This is a genomic window from Nonomuraea sp. NPDC005650 (assembly GCF_040605375.1).
Lineage (GTDB): Bacteria > Actinomycetota > Actinomycetes > Streptosporangiales > Streptosporangiaceae > Nonomuraea.
Map to the genome: position 1 here is coordinate 1 of NZ_JBEXCR010000067.1, position 25,430 is coordinate 25,430.

At 68.8% G+C, this 25,430-nt stretch carries 28 protein-coding genes; 11 read left to right on the plus strand and 17 right to left on the minus strand.

Features of this window, described 5'->3' with window-relative positions; translation table 11 throughout:
- The 3 genes from ABZS69_RS60860 to ABZS69_RS60870 form a co-directional block, all read right to left on the minus strand.
- The coding region (locus ABZS69_RS60860) for an alcohol dehydrogenase catalytic domain-containing protein (RefSeq protein ID WP_355392190.1) at positions 1 to 579 on the minus strand (579 nt) is incomplete at its 3' end.
- 43 nt (positions 580 to 622) lie between these two features.
- On the minus strand, positions 623 to 1,489 hold the full coding sequence (locus ABZS69_RS60865; protein ID WP_355392193.1) for an NmrA family NAD(P)-binding protein: 867 nt from the start codon (positions 1,487 to 1,489) through the stop codon (positions 623 to 625).
- 151 nt (positions 1,490 to 1,640) lie between these two features.
- Positions 1,641 to 2,015: a nuclear transport factor 2 family protein gene (locus ABZS69_RS60870; RefSeq protein WP_355392196.1), complete on the minus strand. Its 375-nt coding sequence runs from the start codon at positions 2,013 to 2,015 to the stop codon at positions 1,641 to 1,643.
- Positions 2,016 to 2,154: 139 nt separating this feature from the next.
- Here ABZS69_RS60870 and ABZS69_RS60875 point away from each other — a divergent pair, with 139 nt between their 5' ends.
- Positions 2,155 to 3,150 (plus strand): YafY family protein, encoded by a 996-nt coding sequence (locus tag ABZS69_RS60875; protein WP_355392199.1) that lies wholly within the window; start codon positions 2,155 to 2,157, stop codon positions 3,148 to 3,150.
- 26 nt (positions 3,151 to 3,176) lie between these two features.
- Here the strand turns inward: ABZS69_RS60875 and ABZS69_RS60880 are convergent, their stop codons facing one another.
- The 8 genes from ABZS69_RS60880 to ABZS69_RS60915 form a co-directional block, all read right to left on the minus strand.
- The gene (locus tag ABZS69_RS60880; protein ID WP_355392202.1) at positions 3,177 to 3,458 is read right to left on the minus strand and encodes a YciI family protein; all 282 of its coding nucleotides are present in this window, start codon (positions 3,456 to 3,458) and stop codon (positions 3,177 to 3,179) included.
- A gap of 75 nt (positions 3,459 to 3,533) precedes the next feature.
- Positions 3,534 to 4,442, minus strand: coding sequence for an amidohydrolase family protein (locus ABZS69_RS60885; RefSeq protein WP_355392205.1), 909 nt, complete (start codon positions 4,440 to 4,442; stop codon positions 3,534 to 3,536).
- 5 nt (positions 4,443 to 4,447) lie between these two features.
- Positions 4,448 to 5,563, minus strand: a complete 1,116-nt coding sequence (locus ABZS69_RS60890) for a VWA domain-containing protein (RefSeq protein ID WP_355392208.1) — start codon at positions 5,561 to 5,563, stop codon at positions 4,448 to 4,450.
- Positions 5,556 to 6,413 (minus strand): MoxR family ATPase, encoded by an 858-nt coding sequence (locus ABZS69_RS60895; protein ID WP_355392211.1) that lies wholly within the window; start codon positions 6,411 to 6,413, stop codon positions 5,556 to 5,558. Before ABZS69_RS60895 ends, ABZS69_RS60890 begins: the two co-directional genes overlap by 8 nt.
- Positions 6,403 to 7,419: a molybdopterin cofactor-binding domain-containing protein gene (locus ABZS69_RS60900; RefSeq protein ID WP_355392214.1), complete on the minus strand. Its 1,017-nt coding sequence runs from the start codon at positions 7,417 to 7,419 to the stop codon at positions 6,403 to 6,405. Before ABZS69_RS60900 ends, ABZS69_RS60895 begins: the two co-directional genes overlap by 11 nt.
- Before the next feature lie 3 nt (positions 7,420 to 7,422).
- Positions 7,423 to 8,802, minus strand: coding sequence for a molybdopterin cofactor-binding domain-containing protein (locus tag ABZS69_RS60905; protein ID WP_355392217.1), 1,380 nt, complete (start codon positions 8,800 to 8,802; stop codon positions 7,423 to 7,425).
- Positions 8,802 to 9,305: a (2Fe-2S)-binding protein gene (locus tag ABZS69_RS60910; RefSeq protein ID WP_355392220.1), complete on the minus strand. Its 504-nt coding sequence runs from the start codon at positions 9,303 to 9,305 to the stop codon at positions 8,802 to 8,804. Before ABZS69_RS60910 ends, ABZS69_RS60905 begins: the two co-directional genes overlap by 1 nt.
- A gap of 11 nt (positions 9,306 to 9,316) precedes the next feature.
- Positions 9,317 to 10,114 carry an FAD binding domain-containing protein gene (locus tag ABZS69_RS60915; RefSeq protein WP_355392223.1) on the minus strand — a complete coding sequence of 266 codons (798 nt, stop codon included), beginning with the start codon at positions 10,112 to 10,114 and terminating at the stop codon, positions 9,317 to 9,319.
- 81 nt (positions 10,115 to 10,195) lie between these two features.
- On the opposite strand from ABZS69_RS60915, the gene ABZS69_RS60920 reads away from it, so the two are divergent.
- Both ABZS69_RS60920 and ABZS69_RS60925 read left to right on the plus strand, forming a co-directional pair.
- On the plus strand, positions 10,196 to 10,867 hold the full coding sequence (locus ABZS69_RS60920; protein ID WP_355392226.1) for a GntR family transcriptional regulator: 672 nt from the start codon (positions 10,196 to 10,198) through the stop codon (positions 10,865 to 10,867).
- A 146-nt stretch (positions 10,868 to 11,013) separates the two neighbouring features.
- Positions 11,014 to 12,000 carry a LacI family DNA-binding transcriptional regulator gene (locus tag ABZS69_RS60925; RefSeq protein WP_355392229.1) on the plus strand — a complete coding sequence of 329 codons (987 nt, stop codon included), beginning with the start codon at positions 11,014 to 11,016 and terminating at the stop codon, positions 11,998 to 12,000.
- Between the two features lie 48 nt (positions 12,001 to 12,048).
- Here ABZS69_RS60925 and ABZS69_RS60930 read toward each other — a convergent pair whose 3' ends face one another.
- Positions 12,049 to 13,311 (minus strand): MFS transporter, encoded by a 1,263-nt coding sequence (locus ABZS69_RS60930; RefSeq protein WP_355392232.1) that lies wholly within the window; start codon positions 13,309 to 13,311, stop codon positions 12,049 to 12,051.
- A 139-nt stretch (positions 13,312 to 13,450) separates the two neighbouring features.
- Here ABZS69_RS60930 and ABZS69_RS60935 point away from each other — a divergent pair, with 139 nt between their 5' ends.
- The 7 genes from ABZS69_RS60935 (at position 13,451) to ABZS69_RS60965 (ending at position 18,767) form a co-directional block, all read left to right on the plus strand.
- Positions 13,451 to 14,485, plus strand: coding sequence for a Gfo/Idh/MocA family oxidoreductase (locus tag ABZS69_RS60935; RefSeq protein WP_355392235.1), 1,035 nt, complete (start codon positions 13,451 to 13,453; stop codon positions 14,483 to 14,485).
- 31 nt (positions 14,486 to 14,516) lie between these two features.
- Complete coding sequence (locus ABZS69_RS60940; protein ID WP_355392238.1) at positions 14,517 to 14,987, plus strand: heme-degrading domain-containing protein; 471 nt, start codon at positions 14,517 to 14,519, stop codon at positions 14,985 to 14,987.
- Positions 14,984 to 15,904, plus strand: coding sequence for a hypothetical protein (locus ABZS69_RS60945; protein WP_355392240.1), 921 nt, complete (start codon positions 14,984 to 14,986; stop codon positions 15,902 to 15,904). The genes ABZS69_RS60940 and ABZS69_RS60945 overlap by 4 nt, the downstream gene beginning before the upstream one ends.
- A 17-nt stretch (positions 15,905 to 15,921) precedes the next feature.
- Positions 15,922 to 16,821, plus strand: a complete 900-nt coding sequence (locus tag ABZS69_RS60950; protein WP_355392243.1) for a sugar phosphate isomerase/epimerase — start codon at positions 15,922 to 15,924, stop codon at positions 16,819 to 16,821.
- Positions 16,822 to 17,336: 515 nt separating this feature from the next.
- Positions 17,337 to 18,197 (plus strand): DUF1080 domain-containing protein, encoded by an 861-nt coding sequence (locus ABZS69_RS60955; RefSeq protein ID WP_355392246.1) that lies wholly within the window; start codon positions 17,337 to 17,339, stop codon positions 18,195 to 18,197.
- A gap of 44 nt (positions 18,198 to 18,241) precedes the next feature.
- Positions 18,242 to 18,646: a transposase family protein gene (locus ABZS69_RS60960; RefSeq protein ID WP_355392249.1), complete on the plus strand. Its 405-nt coding sequence runs from the start codon at positions 18,242 to 18,244 to the stop codon at positions 18,644 to 18,646.
- Positions 18,603 to 18,767 carry a hypothetical protein gene (locus ABZS69_RS60965; protein ID WP_355392252.1) on the plus strand — a complete coding sequence of 55 codons (165 nt, stop codon included), beginning with the start codon at positions 18,603 to 18,605 and terminating at the stop codon, positions 18,765 to 18,767. The genes ABZS69_RS60960 and ABZS69_RS60965 overlap by 44 nt, the downstream gene beginning before the upstream one ends.
- 257 nt (positions 18,768 to 19,024) lie before the next feature.
- Here ABZS69_RS60965 and ABZS69_RS60970 read toward each other — a convergent pair whose 3' ends face one another.
- From ABZS69_RS60970 to ABZS69_RS60980, 3 genes are all read right to left on the minus strand, one after another.
- Positions 19,025 to 19,582: a DinB family protein gene (locus ABZS69_RS60970; RefSeq protein ID WP_355392255.1), complete on the minus strand. Its 558-nt coding sequence runs from the start codon at positions 19,580 to 19,582 to the stop codon at positions 19,025 to 19,027.
- 555 nt (positions 19,583 to 20,137) lie between these two features.
- Positions 20,138 to 20,584: a hypothetical protein gene (locus ABZS69_RS60975; RefSeq protein ID WP_355392258.1), complete on the minus strand. Its 447-nt coding sequence runs from the start codon at positions 20,582 to 20,584 to the stop codon at positions 20,138 to 20,140.
- A 1,338-nt stretch (positions 20,585 to 21,922) separates the two neighbouring features.
- Positions 21,923 to 22,369 carry a hypothetical protein gene (locus ABZS69_RS60980; RefSeq protein ID WP_355392260.1) on the minus strand — a complete coding sequence of 149 codons (447 nt, stop codon included), beginning with the start codon at positions 22,367 to 22,369 and terminating at the stop codon, positions 21,923 to 21,925.
- Positions 22,370 to 23,051: 682 nt separating this feature from the next.
- Here ABZS69_RS60980 and ABZS69_RS60985 point away from each other — a divergent pair.
- Positions 23,052 to 23,330 (plus strand): hypothetical protein, encoded by a 279-nt coding sequence (locus tag ABZS69_RS60985; RefSeq protein WP_355392263.1) that lies wholly within the window; start codon positions 23,052 to 23,054, stop codon positions 23,328 to 23,330.
- 88 nt (positions 23,331 to 23,418) lie between these two features.
- On the opposite strand, the gene ABZS69_RS60990 is transcribed toward ABZS69_RS60985, so the two are convergent.
- Positions 23,419 to 24,714 carry a hypothetical protein gene (locus tag ABZS69_RS60990; protein ID WP_355392266.1) on the minus strand — a complete coding sequence of 432 codons (1,296 nt, stop codon included), beginning with the start codon at positions 24,712 to 24,714 and terminating at the stop codon, positions 23,419 to 23,421.
- Between the two features lie 42 nt (positions 24,715 to 24,756).
- Positions 24,757 to 25,428: an HNH endonuclease family protein gene (locus ABZS69_RS60995; RefSeq protein ID WP_355392269.1), complete on the minus strand. Its 672-nt coding sequence runs from the start codon at positions 25,426 to 25,428 to the stop codon at positions 24,757 to 24,759.
- Positions 25,429 to 25,430: the final 2 nt, after the last annotated feature.

Sequence of the window (25,430 nt, forward strand, 5' to 3'; positions counted from 1 at the left end):
CGGCGTTTCGATCACCGAGGCTGCCCGCACGCTCAAGATCGGTCGCTCCACCGCGTACGAGGCGCTGGCTCGACGCTGAACAGCGGCTACGCCGCCGCGGCCCGTTTCTGCCGTATTCCGGTGGCACCCGACGAAGACGCGCCGGCCGCGACGGAGCCGGGCGCGTTCGACCAGCCCGTCCCAGGCCATGAAGGCCGCGGTCGCGAGAGCGGCCGCCTGCTCGTACAGCAGCTCGGCCGGTTTGTGTGCGAGGTAGGACTCACGGGTGACGACCGCTTCTGCGTAGGCGCCGCTCTCCTTCAGCCGCGCGATGCCGAAGACCTCATCTCCCGACTTGAACAGCGTGACGCCCGGGCCGACCGCGCGGACCACGCCGGCGAAGTCCGAGCCCATCCCGCGAGGGAAGGACCGGCCGGTCAACATCTTCAACTGGCCCTGGCGAAGCTTCCAGTCGATCGGGTTCACCGAAGCCGCCCTGACCGTGACGGCTACCTCACCGGCCTGGGGCGAGGACAGCTCGAACTCTTCGAGCTGCATGCTCTCCGGGCCGCCGTAGTAGTGGTATTGAATCCTACGCATGTGAAAAATGCTCCTGAGGGTTGATCGGGCGCGGTCCCGCCTTTTAGAGGGCCTTGAGCGCGGCGGTGACGACGTTCGCGAGCGGGGTGGGCGGGCGGCCGATGAGCTGCTGCAGGTCGGTGCTGTCGGTGTACCAGTCACCGCGGCTGATGGCGAAGCTGGTGTCGGCCAGCAGGTCGGCGAACGGCTTGGGCACGCCCCGGCCGGCGAGCGCCCGGGCGTACTCCTCGACCGGCAGGTCCTGGTAGACGAGCGGCTTTCCGGACTGGGCGGAGATCTCGGCGGCCAGCTCCGTCAAGGTGAACGCCTCACCCCCGAGTTCGTAGGCCGTGTTCACCGGGCCGTCGCCGGTCAGGACGGCTGCCGCGGCCGCCGCGAGGTCGGGCCGGGTGGCGCCGGAGATCTTGCCGTTGCCGCCCGAGCCGAGCAGCACGCCGAACTCCAGCGCCGGGGCGAGGTCCCCGAGTTCCCCGCAGTACAGCTCGGTGTAGGCGCCGTTGCGCAGGAAGACGTACGGCAGACCGGACTCGCGGATGCTCGCCTCGACCTGCTTGTGCTCATCAGCCAGCCGCAGCGTACTGGTGGCGGAGTTGACGAAGCCGGCGTAGGCGACCAGCGGGACGCGGGCGGCGACGGCGGCCCGCACCGCGTTCGTCATCTGGGGGAAGCGCAGGCCGTAGAGGGCGGAGGGAATCAGCAGGAGCTTGCCGGCGTCGGCGAAGGCCGCTTCGAGCGTCTCTGGTTGGTCATAGTCGGCGTGCCGGACCTGCACGCCGCGCTCGGCCAGGTCAGCCGCGTTCTCAGGGTTGCGTACGGCGGCGACGATCTCGTCGGCCGGCACACCGCGTTCCAGCAGTTCTGCGATGACGATACGGCCGAGGCGGCCGGTGGCCGCGGTGATGGTGATCATAGTGAGATGGCTTTCGTCTGGAATGATGCATGGTGATAGCGGCCACGTCGGGCGCATGGACAAGCCCGGCGCGACGACCGGCGAGCACCTGGCAGGCCCGCGCCTCCTGACCGAGGCTGTTGCTATGCGGGCCCGCCGGCGCAGGGCCGGGTCAGTGCTGGAGGTCGCCCCTGGCTCGAACCATCGGGAGCAGGTCGAAGACGCTCATCACGCGGGTGATCTTGCCGTTCTCGACGGTGAGGTAGTCGATGCCGCGGAAGTCCTTCAGCAACGGCGTGTCGACGGTGTAGACGGTCGCCGCGTTCGTGTCGTCGCCCAGGACGTCGATGACGGTGGCGCCGACGAGCGAGTTCGCGAACGGCTCGACGAAGCCGCGGTAGCCCTCCACTCCCTCGAACGTGCCGGTCGGGGCCTCGCACACGACGTCGTCGGCGAGCAGGCTCAGGGCCTTGTCGACGTCCTTGCTGGTCCACGCGCGGACGAAGTCCTCGGCGATCTTCTGGGCGAGCGCGTTCGTTGCGGTCACAGCGCAGTTCCTTTCGCAGTGCATGTGTCCCCGCCGAAACGGGGACGCTCGGAGCCGCCCCCTGTAGGCGGCCCGTCTGCCTGCAGCTTCACCGAGGTATATGTCAGGTGCTGTCATATACCTGGGTAATTTTGATGGCATGAGATCCGAGCGCCTGCTGTCGATCATGCTGCTGCTCCAGACCCACGGCCAGTTGCCCGCCAGTGACCTGGCCGCGCGGCTGGAGGTGTCGGTCCGCACCGTCATGCGCGACATCGAGGCGTTGTCGGCCGGCGGCGTGCCCGTCTACACCGTGCGCGGCCCCCACGGCGGCATCGCCCTGCTGCCCGGCTACCGCACCAACGTCACCGGCATGACCACCGACGAGGCCCGCGCCCTGTTCGTGCTGCTGTCCGGCCAGGCGCACGCCGAGCTGGGGCTGGGCCAGGCCCTCGGCTCCGCGCTGCGCAAGCTGATGGCCGCCCTGCCCGCCCCGCACCGGCCCGACGCCGACCTGGCCAGCCGCCGCATCCTCATCGACCCCGTGCGCTGGCGCGGCGCACCGGCACGCCCCGGCACCGGCCCCGCCGTCGACCTGGCCGTGCTCCAGCAGGCCGTCTTCAACGACCGGCGGCTGCGCCTGCGCTACCGGCACGGCCGCGACAACCGCGTCCGCTCCTACACCCTCGACCCGTACGGCCTGGTCAACAAGGCCGGCGTCTGGTACCTCGTCGCCGACCACCGCGGCGAGCCCGCGCTCTTCCGTACCGACCGGGCCCTGTCCGCCGCCATCCTGGACGAGCCCGTACGCCGCCGCGACGGCCTCGAACTAGCCGACGTTTGGGACGGCCTGCGCCGCCACATCGACGACATCCCCGCCCCGCTACCCGTCACGGTCAGCGTCCACCGGGACATCCTGCCCAAATTCCTGCGTATCCACGAGGCCGACCTGGCCGGGCCTCCACCCCTCGACCTCGACAGCCAGCCGGAGCGGGTGCACATTGACCTGCGCTTCCGCTCCGTGGCCGCAGCCGAGGTCCTCCTGGCCTTCGGCACCGACGCCGAAGTCCTCGCCCCGGCCGAGCTCCGCCAGGCCCTGGCCCGCAAGGCGGCCGAGGTCGCCGCACGCTACGCCACCGCCCCCGACCACCGGTAGGACTGCCACTCCACGGGGGGTGAACTCTAGCCGGAGCTGAGCGAGCCGACCGTCACGCGCCACTCGCGCAGCCGGCGATCCTTGGTGACCTGTAGCTGTGTGTACGGGTCCTGATCGACGAGCGCCTGCGCCGCGGTCTCGTCCTCGGCCTGTAGGACGATCATGCCGGCCGTCAGGTCCGTGTACGGGCCGGCCGCGACGAGGCTGCCCTGCTCGAAGAGCTTGTTCAGGTGTGCGAGATGGTCCTCGCGGCGCTCCGCCCTCAGCGGGGTGTCGTTGTAGCCGTAGGTCAGGACGAACAGTGCCATGCCGAGATACTCCTTTTAGCGTCAATCCGGTCCAAGCCCTCCGGGCCCCGCGGCCCGAGTCCCAGCAGTTCCAGGTCACCCCTCCAGCCCGTACACCCGTCGTGCGTTGTCGGCGAAGATGTCGCGTTGGTCGGCGAGCGAGAGGTGGGCCAGTACGTCCTTCCACGCGCCGACCAACTGCGGCATCGTGGTCCAGATCTTCTCGACCGGGAAGTTGGTGCCGAACATGGCTCGGCCGGCGCCGAACCAGCCGATCACCTCGTCCGCGACGAAGGAGATGAGGTCGGGATCCAGCCGGTGGACGAAGGTGCCCTGCCCGGTGAGCTTGACGACGATGTTCTGCCGCTCGGCCAGCGTGGCCATCCCGGCCCGCCACGATTCGAGGTATTCGAGCCCGATGAGCATGCCCGCGTGCACGAGGACGAAGGTGACGTCGGGGAAGGCCGCCGCCAGCTCGGCCGCATCCGGCATCTGTTCGGGAAAGACCTGCAGCTCGAACAGCCAGCCGTGGTCGGCGAGCGCGCCGATGTTCTTACGGAAGACCGGATCCTTCATACAGTCGGGCGCACTGGCGAACCGGAACTCCGGGCGCTCGTGCCAGTGCAGTTGCTGACGGATCCCCCGGATCAGCGGCGTGAGCGCGGCCTGTCGTCGCATGGTGTCCGGAGCGCTCTCGTCGAACATGTCGGCCGCTCCGATGACGGCCATCGGCCGGCCCGTCTCCTGATGAACCTCGTGAAGCCAGCGCACCTCGTCCACAACCCGGTCGAGCGGCCAGTTCGTCTGCACGTAGACCGACTCGCGGATGCCTGAAGCCGTGGCGTCGGCGATGTACTCCTCGATCAGGTAGTCCCGCCTGATCGGCTCGTACGGGCCGAAGATCCGCGGCACCATCGGTCCGGACAGCCAGGGCAGGTCCCCGGCCCGCCAGATGTGGTGGTGCGAGTCGACGATGTCGCCCGAGTAGCGGGTCGCCTCCGGCATGACGATCACTCCCTGGTCAAGGTCTGTACCTGCTCGTACGCCGTACGCAGGTCGCGCACGCCCGCGAGCGCGTCCACGCTGCCGAGCACGGCCGACATACCGCGGGTGACCGGCCGGTACGCCGGGTCGCAGGCGAGCGGCGACCACCACAGCAACCGGTGGCTCAGCAGCGACAACCGTCGTACGGCCGCCTGCATGGGCCGGCAGTCGCCGCGTTCCAGGCCGTCGGAGAGCACGATTGTCAGGGCGCCGCGCGCCACGGTGACATGCCGGGCGTTGGCGAGGAACTCCTGGAGCGAGGCGCCGATCCGCGTCCCGCCCTCGGCGTCCAGGACGACGTCGCTCAACGAGCCGACGGCCGCGTCGACCTGCCGTGCGCGCAGTAGCTCGGTGACGCGGGTCAGCCGGGTGCCGAAGGTGAACACCTCGACCCGATCGAGCCGGCCGACCACGGCGTGGGCGAAGCGGAGGTAGTGGGCGCTGTGCTGCTTCATCGACCCGGACACGTCGATGAGCAGCAGCACCCGGCGCTGCCGCCGCGGACGGTTGCGCCGGCGCAACGTCACGATCTCCCCGTGGCTGCGCCTGGACTCACGGCAGATCCTGGCGACGTCGATCCACGGACCTCGCCGGGCGGGCCGCCGGCGTCGCGACCGGATCGTCGGCACCGCTGCGGGTAGTTCCCGCCGCAGCAGCGAGAGCACTGCCCGGTCGTCCTCGCTCGCCGGGCCGAACACCGGGCGTCTCTCGCGCTCCGAGGAGCCGGCCTTCAGGCCCGCCTCCCCGCCGAACATCGCCGTGAGAGGAGCCTCGTCCCCCTTCCCGCCCGACGCGGGGGCCTCGTCGTCGGGGGACTCCTCATCGGGGATGCGCCGTGCCGTAACCTCCCCGAACCAGTGCTCGAACGTGGGGGAGTACACCTCCAGGTCTTCGTGGGAGGTGGTGAGCGTGGCCACCCCGATCCAGTAGAGGTGCATGGCGTCGCGCGGGCCGACGGCCTCGATCGCCTGAAGGAAGACCCGCTGCTTGGGCACCGGTACGGGCAGGCCCCGATCGTGCAGGTCCCGCAGGAACCCGTGCACATGATCGCCGATGCGTACAAGGAGGGACTGCTCAGTCACCGAACACCTCCGCGGTGTGGCGGCCGAGGAGCGCGAGGTCCTCCTCGTGCTTGACGAGCAGCCCCGCGGACCGGCGCATCGCCTCCAGCCAGCTTGAACCCTCGCGGGTCAGCGTCTGCACGCCGCGGGCCCAGGAGACCGACTCGGCGATGCCCGGGCGTTTCAGCAGAGCCAGTCCGCGGATGCGGTGCACCGCGGCCACGAGGCGGGCCGCGCTCCTCTCGTCCAGGCCCGGCGCCTGCGCCCGGATGATCGCTCGCTCCCGTTCGGCGTCGGGAAAGGGGATCCAGTGGTAGAGGCACCGGCGCTTGAGCGCGTCGTGCAGTTCGCGGGTCCGGTTCGAGGTGAGGACGACGAACGGGACGCTCTCCGCCGTGATGGTGCCGATCTCCGGGATGGTGATCTGGAAGTCGCCGAGGAACTCCAGCAGGAAGGCCTCGAACTCACTGTCCGCCCGGTCGATCTCGTCGATCAGCAGCACCGCGCCGGACGCCGCCCGCAGCGACCGCAGTAACGGGCGCTGCAGCAGGAACTCCTCGCGGTACAGGTCGCCGACGCCGCGCCCCTCCACCTCGGCGGCCCGCAGGGACAGCAACTGTTTGGGGTAGTCCCACTCGTACAGGGCCTGGGAGGCGTCCAGTCCTTCGTAGCACTGCAGCCGGATCAGCTCGCGGCCGAGGATCCGGGCCAGGACGTTCGCGACCTCGGTCTTGCCGACCCCCGGCTCGCCCTCCAGCAGCAGAGGGAGCCCTAGCGTGCCTGCCAGGTGGAGGGCGGTGAGCAGACCCTCGTCGGCGAGGTAGCCCTCCGCGCCCAGCCGCCGGTCCAGAGCGTCCTGATCAACCAGCACGGCCGGCCCGCAGCTCGTCGAGTCCGCGCAGCACCTTCTCGGGGGTGAAGGGCATGCTCGTCAGCCGTACGCCGATCGCGTCGTACACGGCGTTGGCGATCGCGGGGATCGGCGCGTTCGCCGTCATCTCGCCGATCCCCTTGGCCCCGAACGGCCCGTTGTCTGCGGGCCGTTCGAGGAACAGGCTCGTCTGCGCCGGGATGTCGGCCGGCCCCGGCATCAGGTATTCCGTGAAATCGACCGGGCCGTGCTCGCGCGAGTGCGGATAGTACGGTTCGGTCGATTCGAACAACGCGTGCGACAGGCCCATCCAGGCACCGCCCTCGACCTGCTGCGTCGCGAGGGCCGGGTTGAGCGCCCGGCCGATCTCGTAGGTGTTGTAGAGCCGCAGCACCTCGATCACGCCGGTCTCGTCGTCGACCGCCACCTCGGCCACCGTGCACGCGTGCGCCTGGCAGGAGTCCGGGTCCATCTCGCCGGTCTCCGGCACCGGGGAGCTCGGCTCCTTGAGGTAGATGCCCCGGCCGGAGATGGTCCGGCCCTGCCGGAAGTGCGCGGCGAGCGCGACCTCGCTGATGTGGATCTTCTTTTCCGACGATCCCTTGAGGCGGACGAAGCCCGTGCCGTCGGTCTCCAGGTCCTCCGCGTCGACCTCCAGTTCGTCGGCGGCGACCTGGAGCATGACCTCCCTGGCCTCGCGCGCCGCCATGATCACGGCGTTGCCGACGCGGTGGGTGCCGCGGCTGGCGAACGTTCCCATGCAGTGCGGGCCGGTGTCGGTGTCGGCGGTGTCGACGATGATGTTCTCGATCGGGATGCCGAGTGTCTCGGCGGCGCATTGGGCGATGACCGTCCGCAGTCCCTGGCCGAGATCCACCGAGGAGAGCGTGACGACGAATCCGCCCATCGTGGTGGCGTGGACGAGTGCCTGCGACGGGTCGCCGCCGAGGTTCATGCCGGTCGGATAGTTGACCGCCGCGTATCCGCGCCCGTGCCGTAACGCCATCGCTCAGCCCTCCGGTCGCTCGGTCGAGGACATCGCCCGGTACTCCGGCGGAAGGTCGTGCCCCACCAGGTCGGCGGCGCTCTGGATCACCTCGACCAGCGCCGTGCCGGACGCGATCTTGCGATGAGCTTTCATGTCGCCGTCCCGGTAGGCGTTCTTGAGCCGGAGCCGCAGCGGGTCCAGGTTCAGCTCCCGGGCGATGCGGTCCATGTGCGACTCCAGCGCGAAGTCGCCGATCGTGACGCCGAACCCGCGCATGGCGCTGGACGGCGTGCGGTTGGTGTAGACGCAGTAGGCGTCGACATGGACATTAGGGATCGTGTACGGGCCGGGCATGTGCGCCGCCGCCTTCGTGGTGCCGTACGGACTGTGCCGGGAGTACGCGCCCGCGTCCACGTAGAGCGTGATCTTGCGGGCGACGATCCGGCCGTCGTCCATGACGCCGTCCTTGATGGAGATGCGCTCGGCCGCGCGGGGGGAGGACACCTGCATCTCCTCGGCGCGGCTGTAGACGTACTTGGCCGGCCGGCCGGTGAGCATGGCGGCGACGCACGCGAGTGGCTCGACGATGACGTCGACCTTGCCGCCGAAGCCGCCTCCCACGGTGCCCCCGACGACGCGCAGGCTGGTGGGCGGGACGCCGAGAATGAGCGCGGTGTTGTCGAGGGTGAAGAAGGCGGCCTGGGTGTTGGTGTGGATGCGCAGCCGGCCGTCGCCCTGGGGGACGACGATGCAGCCGGTCGGCTCGGTCGGCGCGTGTTCGATGGGGGAGGAGCTGTAGCGGCCCTCGATGATGCGGTCCGCCTCGGCGAAGCCTCGCTCGACGTCGCCGAAGCGGATCCGGCGGCAGTGATGTCCCTCGTACACGAAGTGGTTGGTGCCCGCCTGTTTGATGATCGGGGCGCCGTCGGCCAGCGCCTCCTCGACGTCGAGGACGGCGGGCAGGTCGGTGTAGTCGACCGTGACCCGGGCCGCGCCCTCGCGGGCGGCGTCCTCGGTCTCGGCGACGACGGCGACGATCGGCTCGCCGCGGTAGAGGACCCGATCCTCGGCCAGCACCGGCTCGTCGTCAGGTCCCACGCCGATCAGGCGCAGCACGGTGTACCAGTTGTTCGGCACGTCTTGGTGGGTGATGACCCGGAGCACGCCCGGGACCGCGAGGGCGCCGGAGACGTCGACCCGGTTGATGAGGGCGTGGTGTCGCGTGGACCGGTGGATCTTGACGTGCGTCATCTCCGGCAACGTCATGTCCTCGAAGAAGACCGTGCGGCCGGTGACGTGAGCGCGGGCGTCCGAGCGCGGGACGGCGGTGCCGATGACGGCGAAGTCGTCCGTACGTCCGCCCTTGAAGTACGCGGTGTCGATCGGGGTGAGGCGTGCCATCAGACTTCGGCCTCCGCGTTCGTGAGCGGGGCGCCGCGACGGCGTCGCGCGGCGGCGAGGACGGCGGCGATGATCGGCTCGTATCCCGTGCAGCGGCAGACGTTCCCGCAGATCGCCTCGGTGACCTCCTGGCGGGTCGGATCCGGCCTCCGGTTGAGCAGGGCCGTGGCGGACATGATCATCCCAGGGGTGCAGAACCCGCATTGCGTCGCGAAGAGGTCGACGAACGCCTGCTGTACGTCGTCGAGCCGGTCGCCCTCGGCCAGGCCCTCGATCGTCTCCACGGCAGAGCCGTCGATCGTCACGACGGGGATCAGGCACGAGACCACGGGCCGGCCGTCCAGCAGCACCGTGCAGCTGCCGCAGCCTCCTTGCGCGCAGCCGCGCTTGGCCCCCATCAGTCCCAATGTGTCGCGCAGCGCGCTGAGCAGCGTCGTCGACGGCCGGGCGATCAGCTCCCGCTCGGTGCCGTTCACCTTGAGCGTGACGATTGTCGAGGGCATGCGATCCCCTTTCAGGCCCCCAGCAGGGCGCGACGCAGGTGGACGGGGTAGACCCGAGCGCGGTACCAGGCGGAGGCGTAGGCGTCGTCGAACGGCTCGATGACGTCGGCTCCGGCTGCCTGGGCGACGACCTGGGCGTTCAGCGGCGCGCCCAGCAGAACGCGCTCGGCGCCGGCCGCGCGTACCAGGCGCCGCGCCAGGCCGCCGAGCACGAGACGGATGTCGCCGACCAGGCCGTCCTCGACCGTGATCCGGGCCGCCACCGTCACGATGGATCCCGAGTTGAGCCGCCGCCGGCTCGCCTTGTAGAACCGGAACGCGTCCTTGGCCGGAGCGGTGAACCGGACGCGGGTCACCAGGTCGCCCGCCCGCAGGCCGCCGGTGACGACCCGCTCGAGCGGCTCGCGGCGGGCGCCGTCGGCGCCGAGCACGTCCAGCTCCGCGTCCAGGGCCAGGAGAGCCGCCGCCAGGTCGCCGTACGGTTGCGGCACGAAAAGGTTGCCGGCCACGGTGGCGAGGCTGCGGACCTGCGGTGCGGCGATCGACCGCACACAGCCGGACAGGTAGCTCAGCCGATCGTCGTCCTCGATGTCGGCGAGAGTGGTGGCCGCGCCCAGGGTCACCGTGTCGCCTTCGACGTCGATGCCGGACAGTCCCGCCCTGCGCAGGCTGACCAGCCGCAGGTCGCGGCCGGCCTGTTCGTCCAGGCGGGCCAGCAGGTAGGTGCCGCCGCCGAGGGGCACGGCCCCGGCCCGAAGCGCCGCACGAGCCGCTTCGGGACTCTCGGGTGTCTGAACGGAGGTCAGCATGTGCACTCCAGTTATCGATATCGATAATTAACTTACGTGGCATGATCGAAGAGTCAAGGGCCCTCTACGTCAGGAGGTTCGTTGTCGGAACCCACGGGGAGCCCACGCTCCGCGCGACCGACGCTGAGCCGGCAGATCCGCGACGGTCTGCTGCAACGGATCGTCTCCGGCGAGCTCGGCGAGGGCGACCGGCTCATCGAGACGAAGATCGCCATTGAGTTCGGAACGAGTCAGGCCCCGGTCCGGGAGGCGCTTCGGCAGCTTGAGGGCCTCGGCCTCATCGACGGCCGACCTCGTCACGGCAGCCGGGTGCTTCCCTTCGCCGAGCAGACGATCCGCGAGGCGTACATCGTACGGGCGGCCCTCGAGGAGACCGCGACGCGGCTCGCCATGCTGGCCGGAACCCTCCCCTTCGACCGGCTGGGGGAGGCGGTCGAAGAGATGTACCGCTGTGCCCGCGACAGCGACGTGCATGGCATCGGCCTGGCCAGCGCGCGCTTTCACCGGCACGTCGTGCAGGCCGGCGGCAACGTGCTGCTGACCCGTGCCTGGGAGGCGCTGCAGATCGAGGCGCGCACCGCCATCGCTCTCATGGTCACCGGCCCGAAACTCGAGCGGGTCGCCGACGAGCACCGCGAGTTGCTGGACGTCATGCGCGCCGGGGACGTGGAGGTGGCCTGCCGGCACGCCCGTGATCATCAGTGGGCCTACGCCGACACGCCGCACGACCCTTACGGAACGCCGAAACCTTGACGGAGCGCCCGGATTCGGGCCGGTCTCGTCCCGAGGCTGTGATCGCTCTCGGCCGAGTTGGCACGTGCAAGACTGGGGCTATGGCGACCGGTGTGGGTGGCGCGCAAAAACGTCGAGCGGGCAGGGGCACAGGCCGGCTCCCGACGATGAAAGATGTCGCGGACCATCTGGGGGTTTCGCGTCAGTTGGTCTCGCTCGTTTTGAGGGGCGTTCCGGGGCCGAGCGAAGAGTCGAGAGAACGGATCCTGGCCGCGGCTGACGAGCTCGGCTACCGGCCGAATGCGTCGGCGCGGCTGCTGCGCCAGAACCGTACGCGACTGATCGGTGCGCTTTTCTGGATGCGCAATCCGTTCCAGGTGCGCTTCGTCGAGCGCTTGTTCGTTCGTGCCGCGGAACGCGGATTCGGGCTGGTGCTGGGCCCGGCGACGTCGGATCGGCCGACCGACGTGGTGGTCGCGGAGCTGATGGAGGAGCGGGTCGAGGCGCTGGTCGCGTTCAATCCGGATCCGGCCTCGCGCGCCTTCGCGGATGCGCGCGAGCTTGTGCCCGTGGTGTGGCTCGGGGAATGGGTGGACGAGCCCGATGCCGACAACGTCCATGTCGATGAGATCGAGGGGCTTCGCCTGGCGGTCGAGCACCTCGTGGAGCTCGGGCATCGTGAGATCACCTATGTCGGCGGACGAGGTGGAATTGTCGGCCGTGTTCGTGCGGAGGCGTACCGGAGTGCGATGGCCGCGGTCGGGCTCGCGGAGCACGCCGAGGTGCTCGAGAGCGACTTCTCCGAGGAAGACGGTGCCACCGCCGCGCGGCACATCCTGGGACGAAGCCACCGGCCGACGGCTGTGGTGTGCTGCGGTGACCAGTGTGCGGCAGGTGTGCTGGCGGTGTTCGCGCGGGCGAACGTCGATGTGCCGGGCGAGATCTCGGTAGTCGGTTTTGATGACAGCTATGTGGCATCGCTGTCGTATCACCAGCTGACGTCCGTGCATCAGGATGTCGAGGCGACGGTCGAGGCGACGTTGTCGTCGGTGCTGGATCGGCTGGAGGGTCATGACAGGCCGCGCCGTGTCAGCGCGACGCCGACGAGGTTGGTGGTTCGGGAGTCGACGGGCAGGGCCCGGACCGGCCCGTGAACGCCCGCGCGCATTCACGGGCCGGCCCAGGGCGTACAGGTCGGCCGGCTAGCGGACGCCTCGGATGGGGATGACGACGAGCGCGCCGACGAGCGACACGATCCCGGCGCCCCACAGGAGCGCCGGGTAGTTGTCGCCGCCGCCGATGCCGAGCAGGAAGAGCCCGCATGCGGGCGCGAGGGATTGCGGCAGGGAGTTGGCGATGTTGATGACGCCGAGATCCTTGCCGGGATTGTCGGCGTCGGGAAGGACATCGACGACGAGGGCGGTGTCGACGGCGGCGTAGATGCCGAACGCGAGGCCCATGACCACCTCGGCCAGGTAGAACCCGCCGACGCTGTCCACGAGGGCGAGCATGACCAGGCCGACGCCGAACACGAGGGTGGAGCCGGCGACGAAGATCTTCCGGTGGCGCAGCCTGTCCGAGAGCCACCCGGAGACGGCGGTGCCGATCATGAGCGCGATCGTGTAGAAGAGCACGCCGTTCGCGACCGCGGGGACGGCCTCCTCCGCCTTGAGGCCGAGGTGACCCTGCATGTAGAGAAGCCGGTAGGTGCCGAACAGCATCGAGGCGAAGATGATCAGGAACCTCGACCACCACGCGAGCCCGAAGTCGGGGTGCTTGATTGGGTTCGTCCAAAATGTGCCGATGATCCGCGCGAACGAGAACGGGCGGGGCGGTGTTTCGGGGATGCGATCCGGCGAGACGAGTACGTAGACGGCGACACAGACGACACCGATGATGCCGGGGACGATGAACAGGACCGGCAGGTTGTGGACGAGCAGGACGGCGCCGTAACTGCCCGCGAGGATCGACACGTTCTGAGCGAGTGCGAACACGCTTGAGGCGCGTCCTCGTTGCGCTTCGGGGACGTTGTCGGCGAAGCTCGCGATCAGGGCCGCCGAGGCGGCGTTGGAGGCCAGCTGGCACACCAGCCAGGCGAGGGTCAGCGTCAGCACGCTCGTGCTGGCTGATACCCCCGCCAGGCCGGCGAGAAGTGCGATGATGCCGCCGGCGAGCCACGGCTTGCGCCGTCCCCATCTGGTCTTCGTCGCGTCGCTGAGGGCTCCGAAGACCGGGTTGCCGATGAGCGCGCCGAGTGCGCCGATGGGCAGGACCGTGCCGATCACCGATGCGGGGTCGTCCGGGTTCATCTCCTGTGCTTTGAGCTGCATGCTGACGAACACTGGTGAGAGGATCGCCACGAAGATCCCGAACTGCGCGAGCCCGAGAACGCCGAGAAACCAGTTACTCACCGGCTTCGCTGGGATCGGGGTCGTGGACGGGTGAGCCGGCAGATCTGTAGCCACCGACGCCTCCTTGAGACGGGCTGGAACCCTCAGCGACGCGGCCAACCATGACCGATTTAGCTCGTGCTAATCTGAGGTTGCCTTTACGTTAGCTCGTGCTAACTGCTTTTTCTATAGTGCTGTGAATTGGAGCGTGGGCATGCTGCCTTCCCATCTGCCCGACCCGGACCTCTACCTTCCCGAGAGCGGTGAGCCGTCGCTGCGATGGGGCATCGTCGGGCCGGGTTGGATCGCGGGCGAGTTCGCGAAGGCTCTGCGCGCACACACGGCGCAGCGGCTGGTGGCGGTGTCGTCGCGCTCGGTCGAGCGGGCGCAGGCGTTCGCGACCGAGCACGGAATCGAGTACGTGCTGGGCTCCACCGAGCAGCTCGTGCGTCACCCGGAGGTGGATGTCGTCTACGTGGCGACCCCGCAGAGCGCGCATCTCGCGGTTGGACTGGCGGCGATCGCGGCGGGTAAACATGTGCTCATCGAGAAGCCGATCACCGTCACCGCGGCGGAGGCGCGCACCCTCGCGGAGGCCGCGCGGGCTGCCGGCGTGCTGGTGATGGAGGCGATGTGGAGCCGGTACCTGCCGCAGACCTCGGTGATCCGCAAGCTCCTCGCCGACGGAGTGTTCGGGGACGTGCGGGTGGTGCTGGCCGACCACGGGCAGGCGATCACCGCGGATCCGCAGCACCGGCTCTACCGTCCCGAGCTGGGTGGCGGGGCTCTGCTGGATCTGGGCGTCTACCCGGTGCAGTTCTCCTCGATGGTCCTCGGCACCCCCACGCAGGTTGTCGCGGTCGGTGGGATGACGGATACCGGGGTGGACGCGTACTCGACGCTCGTGCTCACCCACGAGCGGGGTGCGCTGTCGACGCTGTACTCGTCCATCCAGACGCGCACCCCGACGACCGGAGCGATCGCCGGCACCGAGGCGACGCTCAGCGTCGACGGCCCCTTCTACACGCCGACGTCGTTCAGCCTGTCCGGTGCCGGCCACTTCTCGCCGACGCTGCGGTGGAGCGACCCGACCGGGCTGCGCGGCTTCGACGCACTCTCCTGGGAGGCGACCGCCCTGGCCCGATTCGTCGGCGAGGGCCGCACCGAGTCGCCCGTGCACCCGCTGGAGGAGACTGTCTCGATCATCGCCACCATCGACCAGGCCCGAGCCCAGCTCGCCGGGTCCTGAAACCATCCGCGACCCGAGGGAGAGCCCACCCATGACGGATCTGATCACCGCGCTGGAGCAGCAGGAACAGGAGCTGGCTTTCGACGCGTTCGACCACGCCGACGCCTGGCGGCTCGGCTCCCGCATCACCGCGATCGCGCAGGAGGCCGGGCACAAGGTCGGCATCGACATCCGCCGGCCCGGTCTGATCCTGTTCCGCGCCGCGCTGCCGGGCATCACCCCTGACCAGGACGTGTGGATCGCCCGCAAGGCCGCGGTGGTGCTGCGCATGGAGAACAGCAGCGCCCTGGTCGACGCTCGCCTGTCCGCCGCCGGTGTGAACCCGGCAGCGATCGGATGGCTGGGTGCGGACTACGCGGTCACCGGCGGATCGTTCCCCATCCGCGTCCGCGGGGTCGGGGTCGTCGCCGCCGCGACCGCGTCCGGCCTGTCATCGATGGAGGATCATGACCTCATCGTCGCCGGGGTCCGGGCTCACCTCGCCGAGGAGGCCGGCAAGTGAGCGACGAGAAGACCCCCCAGCGGGTGCTGCGGCCTGGTCAGTCCGCGCGCATCCGCGTCTGGGACCGCGCGACCCGCACCGTGCGTACCGTGTTCGAGTCCCGCGATCGGCTCTACGAGGCGCCGAACTGGACAGCGGACGGGCAGTTGCTCGTCAACGGTGACGGTGAGCTCTGGCTCCTGCCCGCAGACGGTTCCGCCCCGCCACGTCAGATCCATGCGAGGGGCCTGCCCGCCGTCAACAACGACCACGTGCTCGCCCCCGATGGCGTCACGGTGTTCGCATCCGCGAACGACTGGCACATCTGGGAGGTCCCCCTCGCCGGCGGGGCGGCTCGCCGAGTGACTGTCGAGGACGGGGGGATGCACTTCCTGCACGGCGTCAGCCCCGACGGGCAGCGCCTCGGCTACGTGCGCCTGGAACCGGAAGGCGACAACTGGTGGGCGTCGGCCACCATCCATACCGTCGGGCTCGACGGGCAGGACGACGTCGCGGTCACCACCGACCCGGGCCCGGCGGACGGGTGCGAGTGGACGCCCGAGGGCGAGTGGATCGTGTTCAACACCGAACAGTTCTCCACCGCCCCAGGGCACGCGCAGCTGGCCCGAGTGCGGTCGGACGGGACCGGGCTGGAGCAGCTCACCTTCGACGAGCGGGTGAACTGGTTCCCGCACGTCGCGCCCACCGGCGATGTCGCCGTGTACCTCAGCTACCCGCCCGGCACGACCGGGCACCCCGCCGACCTCCCCGTCGAGCTGCGGCTCGTGTCAGTCGACGCCTGGCAGGCGCCGACGACGCTGGTGGCGCTGCATGGCGGGCAGGGCACGATCAACGTCCCCAGCTGGGCGCCCGACGGGTCGGCGTTCGCGTTCGTGGACTACCCCACAGGCACCCAGAACGACCTGGTGGCGGACTGACCGACAAGGAGAACCCCGTGAGTACCACCCTGAAGCACCGAACCGCGATCAACCCGCTGCCGTGGATCCTCGGCGACGGCGTCTACCGCCTCGACCGCGGCATCCTTCATGAGGCGATGACCGCCCTCTCCCAGGTCGGGTTCACCCATCTCACCATCGAACTTCCTGCGGACATGACCCCCGCGGAGTATGGGGCCCTGCTGTCGGAGCATTCGCTCGCCGCGGCGCCGGGGTACTTCTCCGCACCGTTCCACGACCGGCAACGGCATGCCCAGGCTGTCGAGGACATCAGGCGGCACGCGCACGCGCACCTGGAGCTCGGTGTCGACAGCGCCTTCATCGCCGCCGACCTGATCCCCGACCGCATCGCGCACCCCGCCGTCGGGCTCGCGCCGGACGCCGACCGCAACCTCGTGATCGCCGAGGGGCTCGCAGCGGCCGCGGAGGCCGCCGCCGCCGAGGGCGTCCGGTACGGGCTGCACCCGCACGTCGGCTCCACCGTGGAGGTCGAGGAAGAGGTACGGGCCGTACTGGACGCCACCGCGGGCAGCGCGCTGTGGTTCGGTCCCGACACCGGCCATCTGCGCTGGGCCGGCGCCATCCCGGAGAAGGTCATCGCCGACTACGCCGACCGGGTCCTGAACGTCCACCTCAAGGACGTCGACGCGACCGCCGCCGCCGGGGCCCGGGAGCGCGACGAGGACTACATGACCGCCACCGGCCGGTCCAAGGTGTGGATCGAACCGGGCCGTGGCGTGATCGACTTCGACGCCGTCCTCACCGCGCTCCCCGATGGTTTCGACGGCTGGTTCGTCATCGAAGTGGACGTTCCCAACCTTCCGACCCCCGTTGAGAGCAGCGCCGCGTCCCTGTCGTTCCTGCATCGGCACCCCTACTTCGCCGGCGGTGCCGTATGACGGCCGGCATGGAGCCGTTGCGGGTCGCGATCAGCGGGACCGGGCAGATCGCGGCTGCCCACCTGCGGGCCGCCCGCGATGTCGGCGCGGTCGGGTCCGCCTCGGAACGGTCCTGCACGCCGTCGAAGCCGGGCTCCGACGCGCTGTTGCGCAGCCCCGCCTCCGCCGCTTGGACGCCGATCGGCACGACAACACGAATGTCGAAGCGCGGCCTGTTCACCGGGCGGCGGGCGGACGTGCCGTTCGAGGAGCTCACCCGCCGCGCCGCGGGATGGGCCATGACGGGCTGGCGATCGCCGAATCGGGCGACCACCTCTCGACGTCGGCAGCGTCGTGCAGCCGGTGTCCTCCCACTCGATCGAGATGGGCCCGTCGTAGCCGATCGCCGGAAGGCATCCTCCCAGGGGATGTCGCCGTGGCCGGAGTCGGGTACGTCCGGTCGCTGCTGTGAAACCTGCCGGAGGCGTCGTTCGACGCCGCGTTAGGCAACCAGTGAATGTGGAGGGAGATCGGCGATGGAGATTGAGGTGTTCGACGACGGCGGCTTCGTCCCGCTCTTCGACGGGAGCACGCTGAAGGGCTGGCATGCCGCGCCGCGCGTGTACGGCAGCCTCTACCCGGGCGGACCGCACGTGCACGAGGTCTTGGCTGAGCGCGGTGTCGAGCCTCCGTACGAGCCGGAGAAGCACCCCGCCGTGTGGACGGTTGAGGACGGCGCAATCGTCGGACGGCAGGACGAACCCGGCAGCGGCTACGGCGGCTACCTCGTCAGCGACCGCGCGTTCGGCGACTTCGAGCTCTCCCTCGAAGCCAAACCCGACTGGCCCGCCGACACGGGCATCATGATCCGGCGCCGGCTGGACACCTGGGAAGGCTTCCAGGTCCTGCTCGACCACCGGGAGTCCGGCGGCATCGGCGGGTTCTTCGGCAACGGCCTGGCCAGCTTCTCCGCCGTCCCCTTCGCGATCCGTTCCCGGCGCGACGCGCACGGAGACGTCGTCGGGCTCCAGGCGGACGATCCCGTCACCAGCACAGAGCCCGTCACACCCGACAAGATCGGCAGGCTTCGCTACGCGGCCGACGTCGAGGACTTCCTGAGCGTATGGCGATGGGGCGACTGGAACGAGCTGCGTATCCGGGCCGTCGGCGCCCTACCCGTGATCACCACCTGGGTCAACGGGCTCAAGATCGCTGAGCTGAACACGGCCACCCTCGAGTCGCCCGACTACGACCCTGAAGCAGTGCTCGCCACCCTCGGCGACAGAGGCCACATCGCGTTCGAGGTGCACGACAACGACGCCGTATTCGGCGACGCCCGCTGGGGACACGGCGCAGCGTGCAGATGGCGAAATATCCGGATAAAGGAACTTGACTAGCAGCCTTCTGCGCCCCGGCGCTATGGGAAGTCACGACGAAGGGCATGGCCGGCGGCAACGACGTCTCCGCCACCACCATCCGGCCCTGGCGCGACGAGCTGATCACCTTGCTGGCCGCCAAGGCCCCACGGCTGGACCGCGCACTGAAGAAGATCGCCCGGCGGGGCGGCGAGGTCGTCCCGATCGACGGCACCCTGATCCCCACCCAGCGCCGCACCGGGACGGCGAACCGGCCGAACTACTCCGGCAAACACCACCGCCACGGCCCGCACGTCCTCGCCCTGATCGACGAACGGGGCTGGATGATCTGGATCTCCGCGGCTCGGCCCGGCCGCACTCACGGCATCACCGCCGCCCGCCGTGACCGCGTCCTGTCCCACCCACGGCGCCGCCGGCCTCGGCGCCGTGGCCGATCTCGGCTTCCTCGGCCTGGACGACGACCCGGATGACCCCGTGGTCGTCACCGGCTTCAAGGCCACCCGCGCCCGCAAGCTCACCACCAGCGAAAAGGAAGCGAACCGGGCGCTCGCCGCCGCACGCGCCCGGTCGAGCACGGCTTCGCCCATCTGAAGAACTGGCGGATCCTCACCAAGCTCCGAACCGATCCCGCCCGCGCGACCGGCCTGCTGCGCGCCCTGTTCGTCCTGACGAACCTCGAAGAAGCCCGCTGACAGATGATCTACACCCGCATGACCACCCCGAACGACCCTCACGCCACCACCCTGACCAGCTACTTCAAGAGGGCGCAGCCTCACTGAAGCTCGCAGCCACGGAGCGTCACGGAGTCCACGTAGGTTTCCGAAGCTCGATCGCCGCCTGCCGGAAAGTCATATTCGGCGCGGTGCCGCTCCGTCCTGCCAGCGGTAGAGGTCGCGCAGCAGGGAAATCTCGGCGCCGTGATGGATCAGCTCCCTGTTGACGTGCAGGACGATGCCCTCCATGGGAAACCGCTCGGGACCCACCGCAGGCGGATTCTCCAGGTCGGCGTCCGAGAGCTCGCGGACCCCCGCGTTCCATCTCCCATACATGTCATCGAGCTGTTTCAGCGCCTCGTCAGCGGTCCCCGCGTAGGCGAATGTCTCGACGTCCTGGCCGCCGAAGTGCCATCCGACCCGATAGCCCAAGCACGAGACGATGATGTGCGCCAACCGCCAAGCAATCGTGGTCACCGGTGCCGGCACCGGGTCAGGGGACGCGGAGTCCATCGTCCATTCCCCCGAACCTTCCGACATCGGTGCGGCCGACGTGCCACGTGGGCGGATGCTCCAGCAGCCGCGCACCGGCTCCCAGAAGTACTCCTCATCGGTAAGCCCGTCCAGCCGCGGCCGTAGGTTCTTGTGCCAGTGCCGGTCCAGTTGGTCCGCGAGCCGCTCACTTCTTGTCATTGCCGCACACTACATACAACGGAGACCTGGCTGCGACCCTCGTGGACGCCGTCGCCGGCCGTGGGCCGCGAGAGCGTATCGCACCGGGAGATGACGCTGGGGGCTGATGTGCCCTTCGGGCCGCGCCGCCGCGAGCGGCTGTTTGACATTAACAACCCGGCTGGCTGGGTTGGGTTCAATGACCCACATGTGACAGCCTCGACCGATGACATGACGGATGATCAAGACCGCAGACACCCGCCCGAGCTCAGCATGAGTATCCCGAGCGAACGCCACGCCAGAGCCTCCGCCCTGCATGTTCGAAGATGGCGAAGACTCATTGTCGTTCCAGCCCGCGATCAGCAAGGGCGCCCTCAAGAAGATCGGTGGCGAAGTCCGTTCACGGCGGCTGGACCACAGGATCAGCTCGGTGCCGGCTGATCAACAATGTCACCTGGCCTTCTCACGACGGGATGATCCCGCGAGGGCGCCCATCACCGTCGGCACCATCCACCTGGAGATGGCAGACAGGGCGGATGGTGCCGGATCGGGCGTGGTAGGCGCGTCAGGAAACCGTCACGGGAATTGACACTGCGCGGGGTCTACGCCGCTGTAGCCGACGTTGCATTTTCCACTTCCGAGCAATACATAATTTCCTGCGTTGTAGTGGTAGAAGAGCACGTTGATGACGCCCTTCCACCAATAGCCCCCGACTACCCTGCAACGCCAAGAATCGTAGTTTCCCCCGAGCTCTACCATCGGCGTCTTGGCGTAGTTGTTGTCCTGGTTGATGCCCTCGATCTCGAAGTCGGTGATGTCACGATGCCCCGGGCCCACGCACACCTCGGCGATCATCCCGTTCGTTCCGCGGGCTTCCGGGGGTTGCGGTGAGGTGGTTCCTGGGGTGGACGGCGCTGCCGCCATCGCAGGTCCGGCGCTGAGTGGCGTCAGGAGCAGTGCGCCGAGTAACGCTAGAGCGACGGTGATTATTCGGCCGCCGTGTTTCGGGACGAGACGTTGCATGAGCATCCCCATTCTGTAGGTGTCCGACGCCACGCCATGACTGCCCCGCGGAATTTGATTGGCCGGCGTCGGAGCGTTGCCATGCTCCCGACTCCGGGAACGACTGAGAGCGTAGATCGATGTCAGTGGACAAAGTGTTACCGTCTGCCGGTTCGACGTGCTGTTGAGTTTTGAAAGGCCGGTGTTGCAGCGCTACGGGTGGTGACGGGTCGGCCATGCCCGATGCATGAGGTACGGCGAGGGCGGAGGGCTGGCCGGCCGATGAGCGCGCCAGGCGGGATCGATTACGCTTCCAGACCGCGGCCTCACGCCGATGGTGGCAACTGGAACGCGTCCTTGCGGCGGGCACAGTTGTCAACCCAGTCGTGAACTCCGCAGCGGATCGAGCGCACCACTCGGCAAGATCCGCGAATGGCGGCTGCCTGCGGTCCAGCGTGGGGCCCTGGCGGCGTAGAGCGAGAAGTCGCTCAGAGCTCTCGGCTCGTGACCTGCGATGACATCACGTCGGTTGCACCAGGCGAGTCGATGAGGCACTCGGTTCAGTTGCGTGCGACGACGAGATGCTGGGTCAGACGCAACGAGAATAGGCGTCAGTTCGGTCCGTTCATCAGGCTGAGGCACTCGCAGAGTTCGAACAATGCTCTCTACCAGTTGCCCCCCGCCCAGGTCCAAGCCCTGCTCGGCACCTCCGCCCGTTACCTCCGCGCAGGCACCGCCGAGTACGCCGCGGTGATCGAGCGTATCTTCGACTACGGTCCCGGCTCCCCGCGCAGTCGCCCTTGACCGCCGATGTCCGCGAGCGCTTTACGCGTAGCCACCGGTCTGGGGTGGTCGGCACCCAGCACGCGCTCGCGGGCAGGAAGCAGGGTGGCGTTTTGATCGCGGGCAGCGGCCGCATCCCCGCTTCCCCGTCCCGGAGGCGAGGGTGGCCCGGGCGCTCGGTGCCACGGGCGCGTTGTTCGACGGGGACGACGGGTCCGGCCGGCGGCGCCAGGCCGGGATCGAGCAGGTATGGGCGATCGCCTCGGCCCGCGGCGAGGGACGTCCCGACCCCGTCCTCTTGGTCGTCCGCTCCGGAGGGGAGCGTTCAAGGACACCTTCACGTCCGCTGGAAGACGCCGTCCGGGTCTGACTTCCAGCGGCCCCACCCATCCGCCGACCACGACACCGCGCGACCTTGCCGACCCGAGAACACCTGAGCACGCGACAGCGGATTACGCGAGGTCACCGGTTCCCTCAGCCCCCGTTGACGGTCATCACCGTCGGTACCATCCGCCTGGAGGTAGCAGACCAGGCGGATGGTGCCGGATTGGGTATGGTAGGCGCGTCAGGAAACCATCACGGGAATCGGCACTGCGCGGGGTCTGCGCCGATGTAGCCGACGCCGCAGCTCCTGGTTCCGAGGTATTTGAAAAACGTCCCGTTGTAGTTATAGAAGAGCACGTTGATGGTGCCCTTCCACCAATAGCCGCCGACTACGACGCAACGCGTGCGGGTGGTGTCCCCTGAGATATCTACTATCGGGGTCTTGGCGTAGTTACCGTCCTGGTTGTAGCCCTCGACTTCGAAGTCGGTGATGTCGGGATGTCCGGGCAATATGCATATCTCAGCGATCATCCCGTTTATTCCGCGGGTTTCCGGGGGTTGCGGTGAGGTGGTTCCTGGGGTGGACGGCGCTGCCGCCATCGCGGGTCCGGTGCTGAGTGGCGTCAGGAGTAGTGCGCCGAGTAATGTTAGGGCGATGGTGATTATTCGGCCGCCGTGTTTCGGGACGAGACGTTGCATGAGCATCTCCATTCTGTAATTTCCCGGCGCCATGCCATGACCGCATCGCGGAAATGGATTGGTTGGCGCCGGAGCGTTGCCATGCTCCCGACTCCGGGAACGACTGAGAGCGTAGATCGATGTCAGTGGACAAAGTGTTACCGTCTGCCGGTTCGACGTGCTGTTGAGTTTTGAAAGGCCGGTGTTGCAGCGCTACGGGTGGTGACGGGTCGGCCATGCCCGATGCATGAGGTACGGCGAGGGCGGAGGGCTGGCCGGCCGATGAGCGCGCCAAGCGGGAGTGATCACGTTTCCAGGCCGCGGACTTGCTGGCACCGGCGTGGCACAGCCGTCCAGGCCTTGGGCCGCTCGGCACCGTCCCATGCAATCCGCATTCACTTTTCATCCACTGACATCGATCTACGCTCTCAGTCGTTCCCGGAGTCGGGAGCATGGCAACGCTCCGACGTCGGCCAATCGAATTCCGCGGAGCGGTCATGGCATGGCGCCGGGCACCTACAGAATGGGGATGCTCATGCAACGTCTCGTCCCGAAACGCGACGGCCGAATAATCACCATCGCTCTGGCCTTACTCGGCGCACTACTCCTGACGCCACTCAGTACCGGACCCGCGATGGCGGCAGCGCCGCCCACCCCAGGAACCGCCTCGCCACAACCTCCGGAAGCCCGCGGAACAAACGGGATGATCGTCGAGGTGTGCATAGGACCGGGACATCCCGACATCACCGACTTCGAAGTCGAGGGCTACAATCAGAACAACGATTACGTCAAGACGCCGATGATAGATATCTGGGGGAACCCCGATATTTGGCGGTGCAGGGTAGTCGGGGGCTATTTCTGGAAGGGTACCATCAGCGTGCACTTCTATAACTTCAACGGGGTGGTCTACAAATACCTCGGAACCAGGCTGTGCTACGTCGGCGTTAGCGGCCCAGACCCCGCGCAGTGCCAATTCCCGTGATGGTTTCCTGACGCGCCTGGCATGCCCGATTCGGCACCATCCGGCTGGTGTGCCACCTCCAGGCGGATGGTGCCGACGGTGATGACCGTCAGCGGGGGAGAGGGAATCGGTGACCTCGCGTAATCAACTGTCGCGTGTTCAGATGTTCCGGGGGGTCGGCAAAGTCGCGCGGCGTCGTGGCCGGGGGATGGGCGGGGCCACTGGATGTCAGACCCGGACGACGTCTTCCGGGGTGGACATGAAGGCGCTCCCCTCCCGAAGCGGACGGCCAAGAGGACGGGGCTGGGAAGTTCCTCTCCGAGGGGGTGACGATGGGGTCGCGAGCCAGCCAGGCCGCGATCTTCCCGTCGCGCGGCCAGGCCCGGCTCGCCGCGCTGGCGTTCGCGTCCGGCAGGTGGCGCGCGTAGTCGGTGCGTATGGTGGCCAGCGGCTCCCGCGTCGTGTCACGCCGGAACCCCGTCACGACCCTGCCGCGCTCGAACCATGCCATCCGGTACGTGTCGGCTCCCGCCCAGTGAGCCGCCACCATGGTCAGCAGCCCCTCGTAGTCGCGGTCGGGCCCGAGCTGTGCCGTGAACATGCGATCGAACCGGCTGCCGACCCACCCACGGTTCTTCAGCGTGCCGTCAGGCCCGCGCCACTGGTAGACGACCTGGCCGAGTTCCAGCTTCGCGTCGGCGCTGGGCGCGGTGATGTCGAGCGGCCGGCCGAGCCGGGCGTCGGCGTTCACCGTCTGGTCGGCGTCCAGTCGCAGCTCCGGGTGGACGAGCAGGGTGACGCCGTCCTCGCTCAGCACCGACGTGTCGAACATCCACCTGCCCTTGGGCAGCCGCAGCGTGGTCATCTCCTCGCCGCCGAACAACACGATCGGCGGCACCTCGGCGTCCAGCCGGACGATGGCCGCCTCGAAGTAGCCGGTGGGCTCGCCCGCCCGGTCCGTGTGCCTGATCGTCAGGTTGTAGCTCTCGACCTCCTTCTCCACCGCCACAGGGGTGCTCACGCTGACGCCGTCGGCGCTGGAGGCCACGACGTACCCGCCGAGGAAGCCGTCGGGCCCGCCGGGACTGGTGTCGGCGGTGACGGCGGCCTCCGCCGTGCCGCCCGCGGGGACGACGATCGTGTCGGGCGACACCGTCAACGCCGCGCCCGCGCGGAGGTCGAGCGTGAGGGTGAGCGGCGTGTCGGAGTGGTTGCGGTAGACCAGTTTCCTGGTGACCGCCTTGTCGTCGCCGTGCGGCCACTCCTGTCGCGGGAAGCCGATGCCGACGGGCTCGGCGGTCACGTTCTGGAGCGTCGCGCGAGCGGCGTCCACCCGGCCCGCGCCCTGCCTGTACACGTTGATGGTGGGGTTGAGCCTGGCCGAGCCCATGAGGGCGGCGTTCACCGCGCCGGAGTCCCATGCCGGCGCCAGGTCATGGGCGATCTGTCAGCGGCCCCGGCAGGTGCGGAGCATGTTGAGCAGGGCCTTTTTCTCCTTTCTTGTCACGAAGAGCTTGTAGTGGTGCTTCACGGTGATCCATGAGGTCGCGTAGCGGCACCAGTAGGCGCGGCGCGCCGGACGCCAGCTCTGCGGTCCCTGGCCACCCTTGGCGATGTTGGCGGAGTGGCTGACGACGATCAGTTCGGGTCGGGTGAGGTCGTTGGCGAAGGCACGCCTGCGTGCCTGGCTCCATCTGCTGGCGCCGGAACGCCAGGCGTACGACAGCGGCACGACGTGGTCGACGTCCACATGCCTCTCGCTCTTCAGCCATTTGCCGTCGTACGGGCTGTACCAGAGGCCTTTGCTGGGGTGGCACGCGGCGTTCTTGCGCACGCGTCGCCCGTCGCGAGCCAGCACCGTCTCCCGGGTGTCGCACTTACCCCTGTGGCGCGCCCATCGGGGTAGGAAACGCTCGCGGGCATAGCCGCGGATCGATAACGCCTTGGCGACCTTCAACTGAGACAACATCCGCCGGGCGAGCGCGGCACCGGCTTCGGCCTGCGGCCGCTTGAGGGTGTCGGCCGACGCCGCCTGCGGGATGGCGATGATCGGGAGAACCAGGAAGGTGAGCACGGCCACGTGGACTGTCCGCCTCAAAAAGATCATGGTTCCATCCATAC

Bases quoted from the DNA above. Each gene is read 5' to 3' on its own strand.
- ABZS69_RS60865 (WP_355392193.1), bottom strand. From the start codon at position 1,489: ATGATCACCATCACCGCGGCCACCGGCCGCCTCGGCCGTATCGTCATC.
- ABZS69_RS60875 (WP_355392199.1), top strand. From the start codon at position 2,155: ATGAGATCCGAGCGCCTGCTGTCGATCATGCTGCTGCTCCAGACCCAC.
- ABZS69_RS60880 (WP_355392202.1), bottom strand. From the start codon at position 3,458: ATGGCACTGTTCGTCCTGACCTACGGCTACAACGACACCCCGCTGAGG.
- ABZS69_RS60885 (WP_355392205.1), bottom strand. From the start codon at position 4,442: ATGCCGGAGGCGACCCGCTACTCGGGCGACATCGTCGACTCGCACCAC.
- ABZS69_RS60900 (WP_355392214.1), bottom strand. From the start codon at position 7,419: ATGGCGTTACGGCACGGGCGCGGATACGCGGCGGTCAACTATCCGACC.
- ABZS69_RS60905 (WP_355392217.1), bottom strand. From the start codon at position 8,802: ATGGCACGCCTCACCCCGATCGACACCGCGTACTTCAAGGGCGGACGT.
- ABZS69_RS60910 (WP_355392220.1), bottom strand. From the start codon at position 9,305: ATGCCCTCGACAATCGTCACGCTCAAGGTGAACGGCACCGAGCGGGAG.
- ABZS69_RS60915 (WP_355392223.1), bottom strand. From the start codon at position 10,114: ATGCTGACCTCCGTTCAGACACCCGAGAGTCCCGAAGCGGCTCGTGCG.
- ABZS69_RS60925 (WP_355392229.1), top strand. From the start codon at position 11,014: ATGAAAGATGTCGCGGACCATCTGGGGGTTTCGCGTCAGTTGGTCTCG.
- ABZS69_RS60935 (WP_355392235.1), top strand. From the start codon at position 13,451: ATGCTGCCTTCCCATCTGCCCGACCCGGACCTCTACCTTCCCGAGAGC.
- ABZS69_RS60940 (WP_355392238.1), top strand. From the start codon at position 14,517: ATGACGGATCTGATCACCGCGCTGGAGCAGCAGGAACAGGAGCTGGCT.
- ABZS69_RS60955 (WP_355392246.1), top strand. From the start codon at position 17,337: ATGGAGATTGAGGTGTTCGACGACGGCGGCTTCGTCCCGCTCTTCGAC.
- ABZS69_RS60960 (WP_355392249.1), top strand. From the start codon at position 18,242: ATGGCCGGCGGCAACGACGTCTCCGCCACCACCATCCGGCCCTGGCGC.
- ABZS69_RS60970 (WP_355392255.1), bottom strand. From the start codon at position 19,582: ATGACAAGAAGTGAGCGGCTCGCGGACCAACTGGACCGGCACTGGCAC.
- ABZS69_RS60975 (WP_355392258.1), bottom strand. From the start codon at position 20,584: ATGCAACGTCTCGTCCCGAAACACGGCGGCCGAATAATCACCGTCGCT.
- ABZS69_RS60980 (WP_355392260.1), bottom strand. From the start codon at position 22,369: ATGCAACGTCTCGTCCCGAAACACGGCGGCCGAATAATCACCATCGCC.
- ABZS69_RS60985 (WP_355392263.1), top strand. From the start codon at position 23,052: ATGATCGTCGAGGTGTGCATAGGACCGGGACATCCCGACATCACCGAC.
- ABZS69_RS60995 (WP_355392269.1), bottom strand. From the start codon at position 25,428: ATGGATGGAACCATGATCTTTTTGAGGCGGACAGTCCACGTGGCCGTG.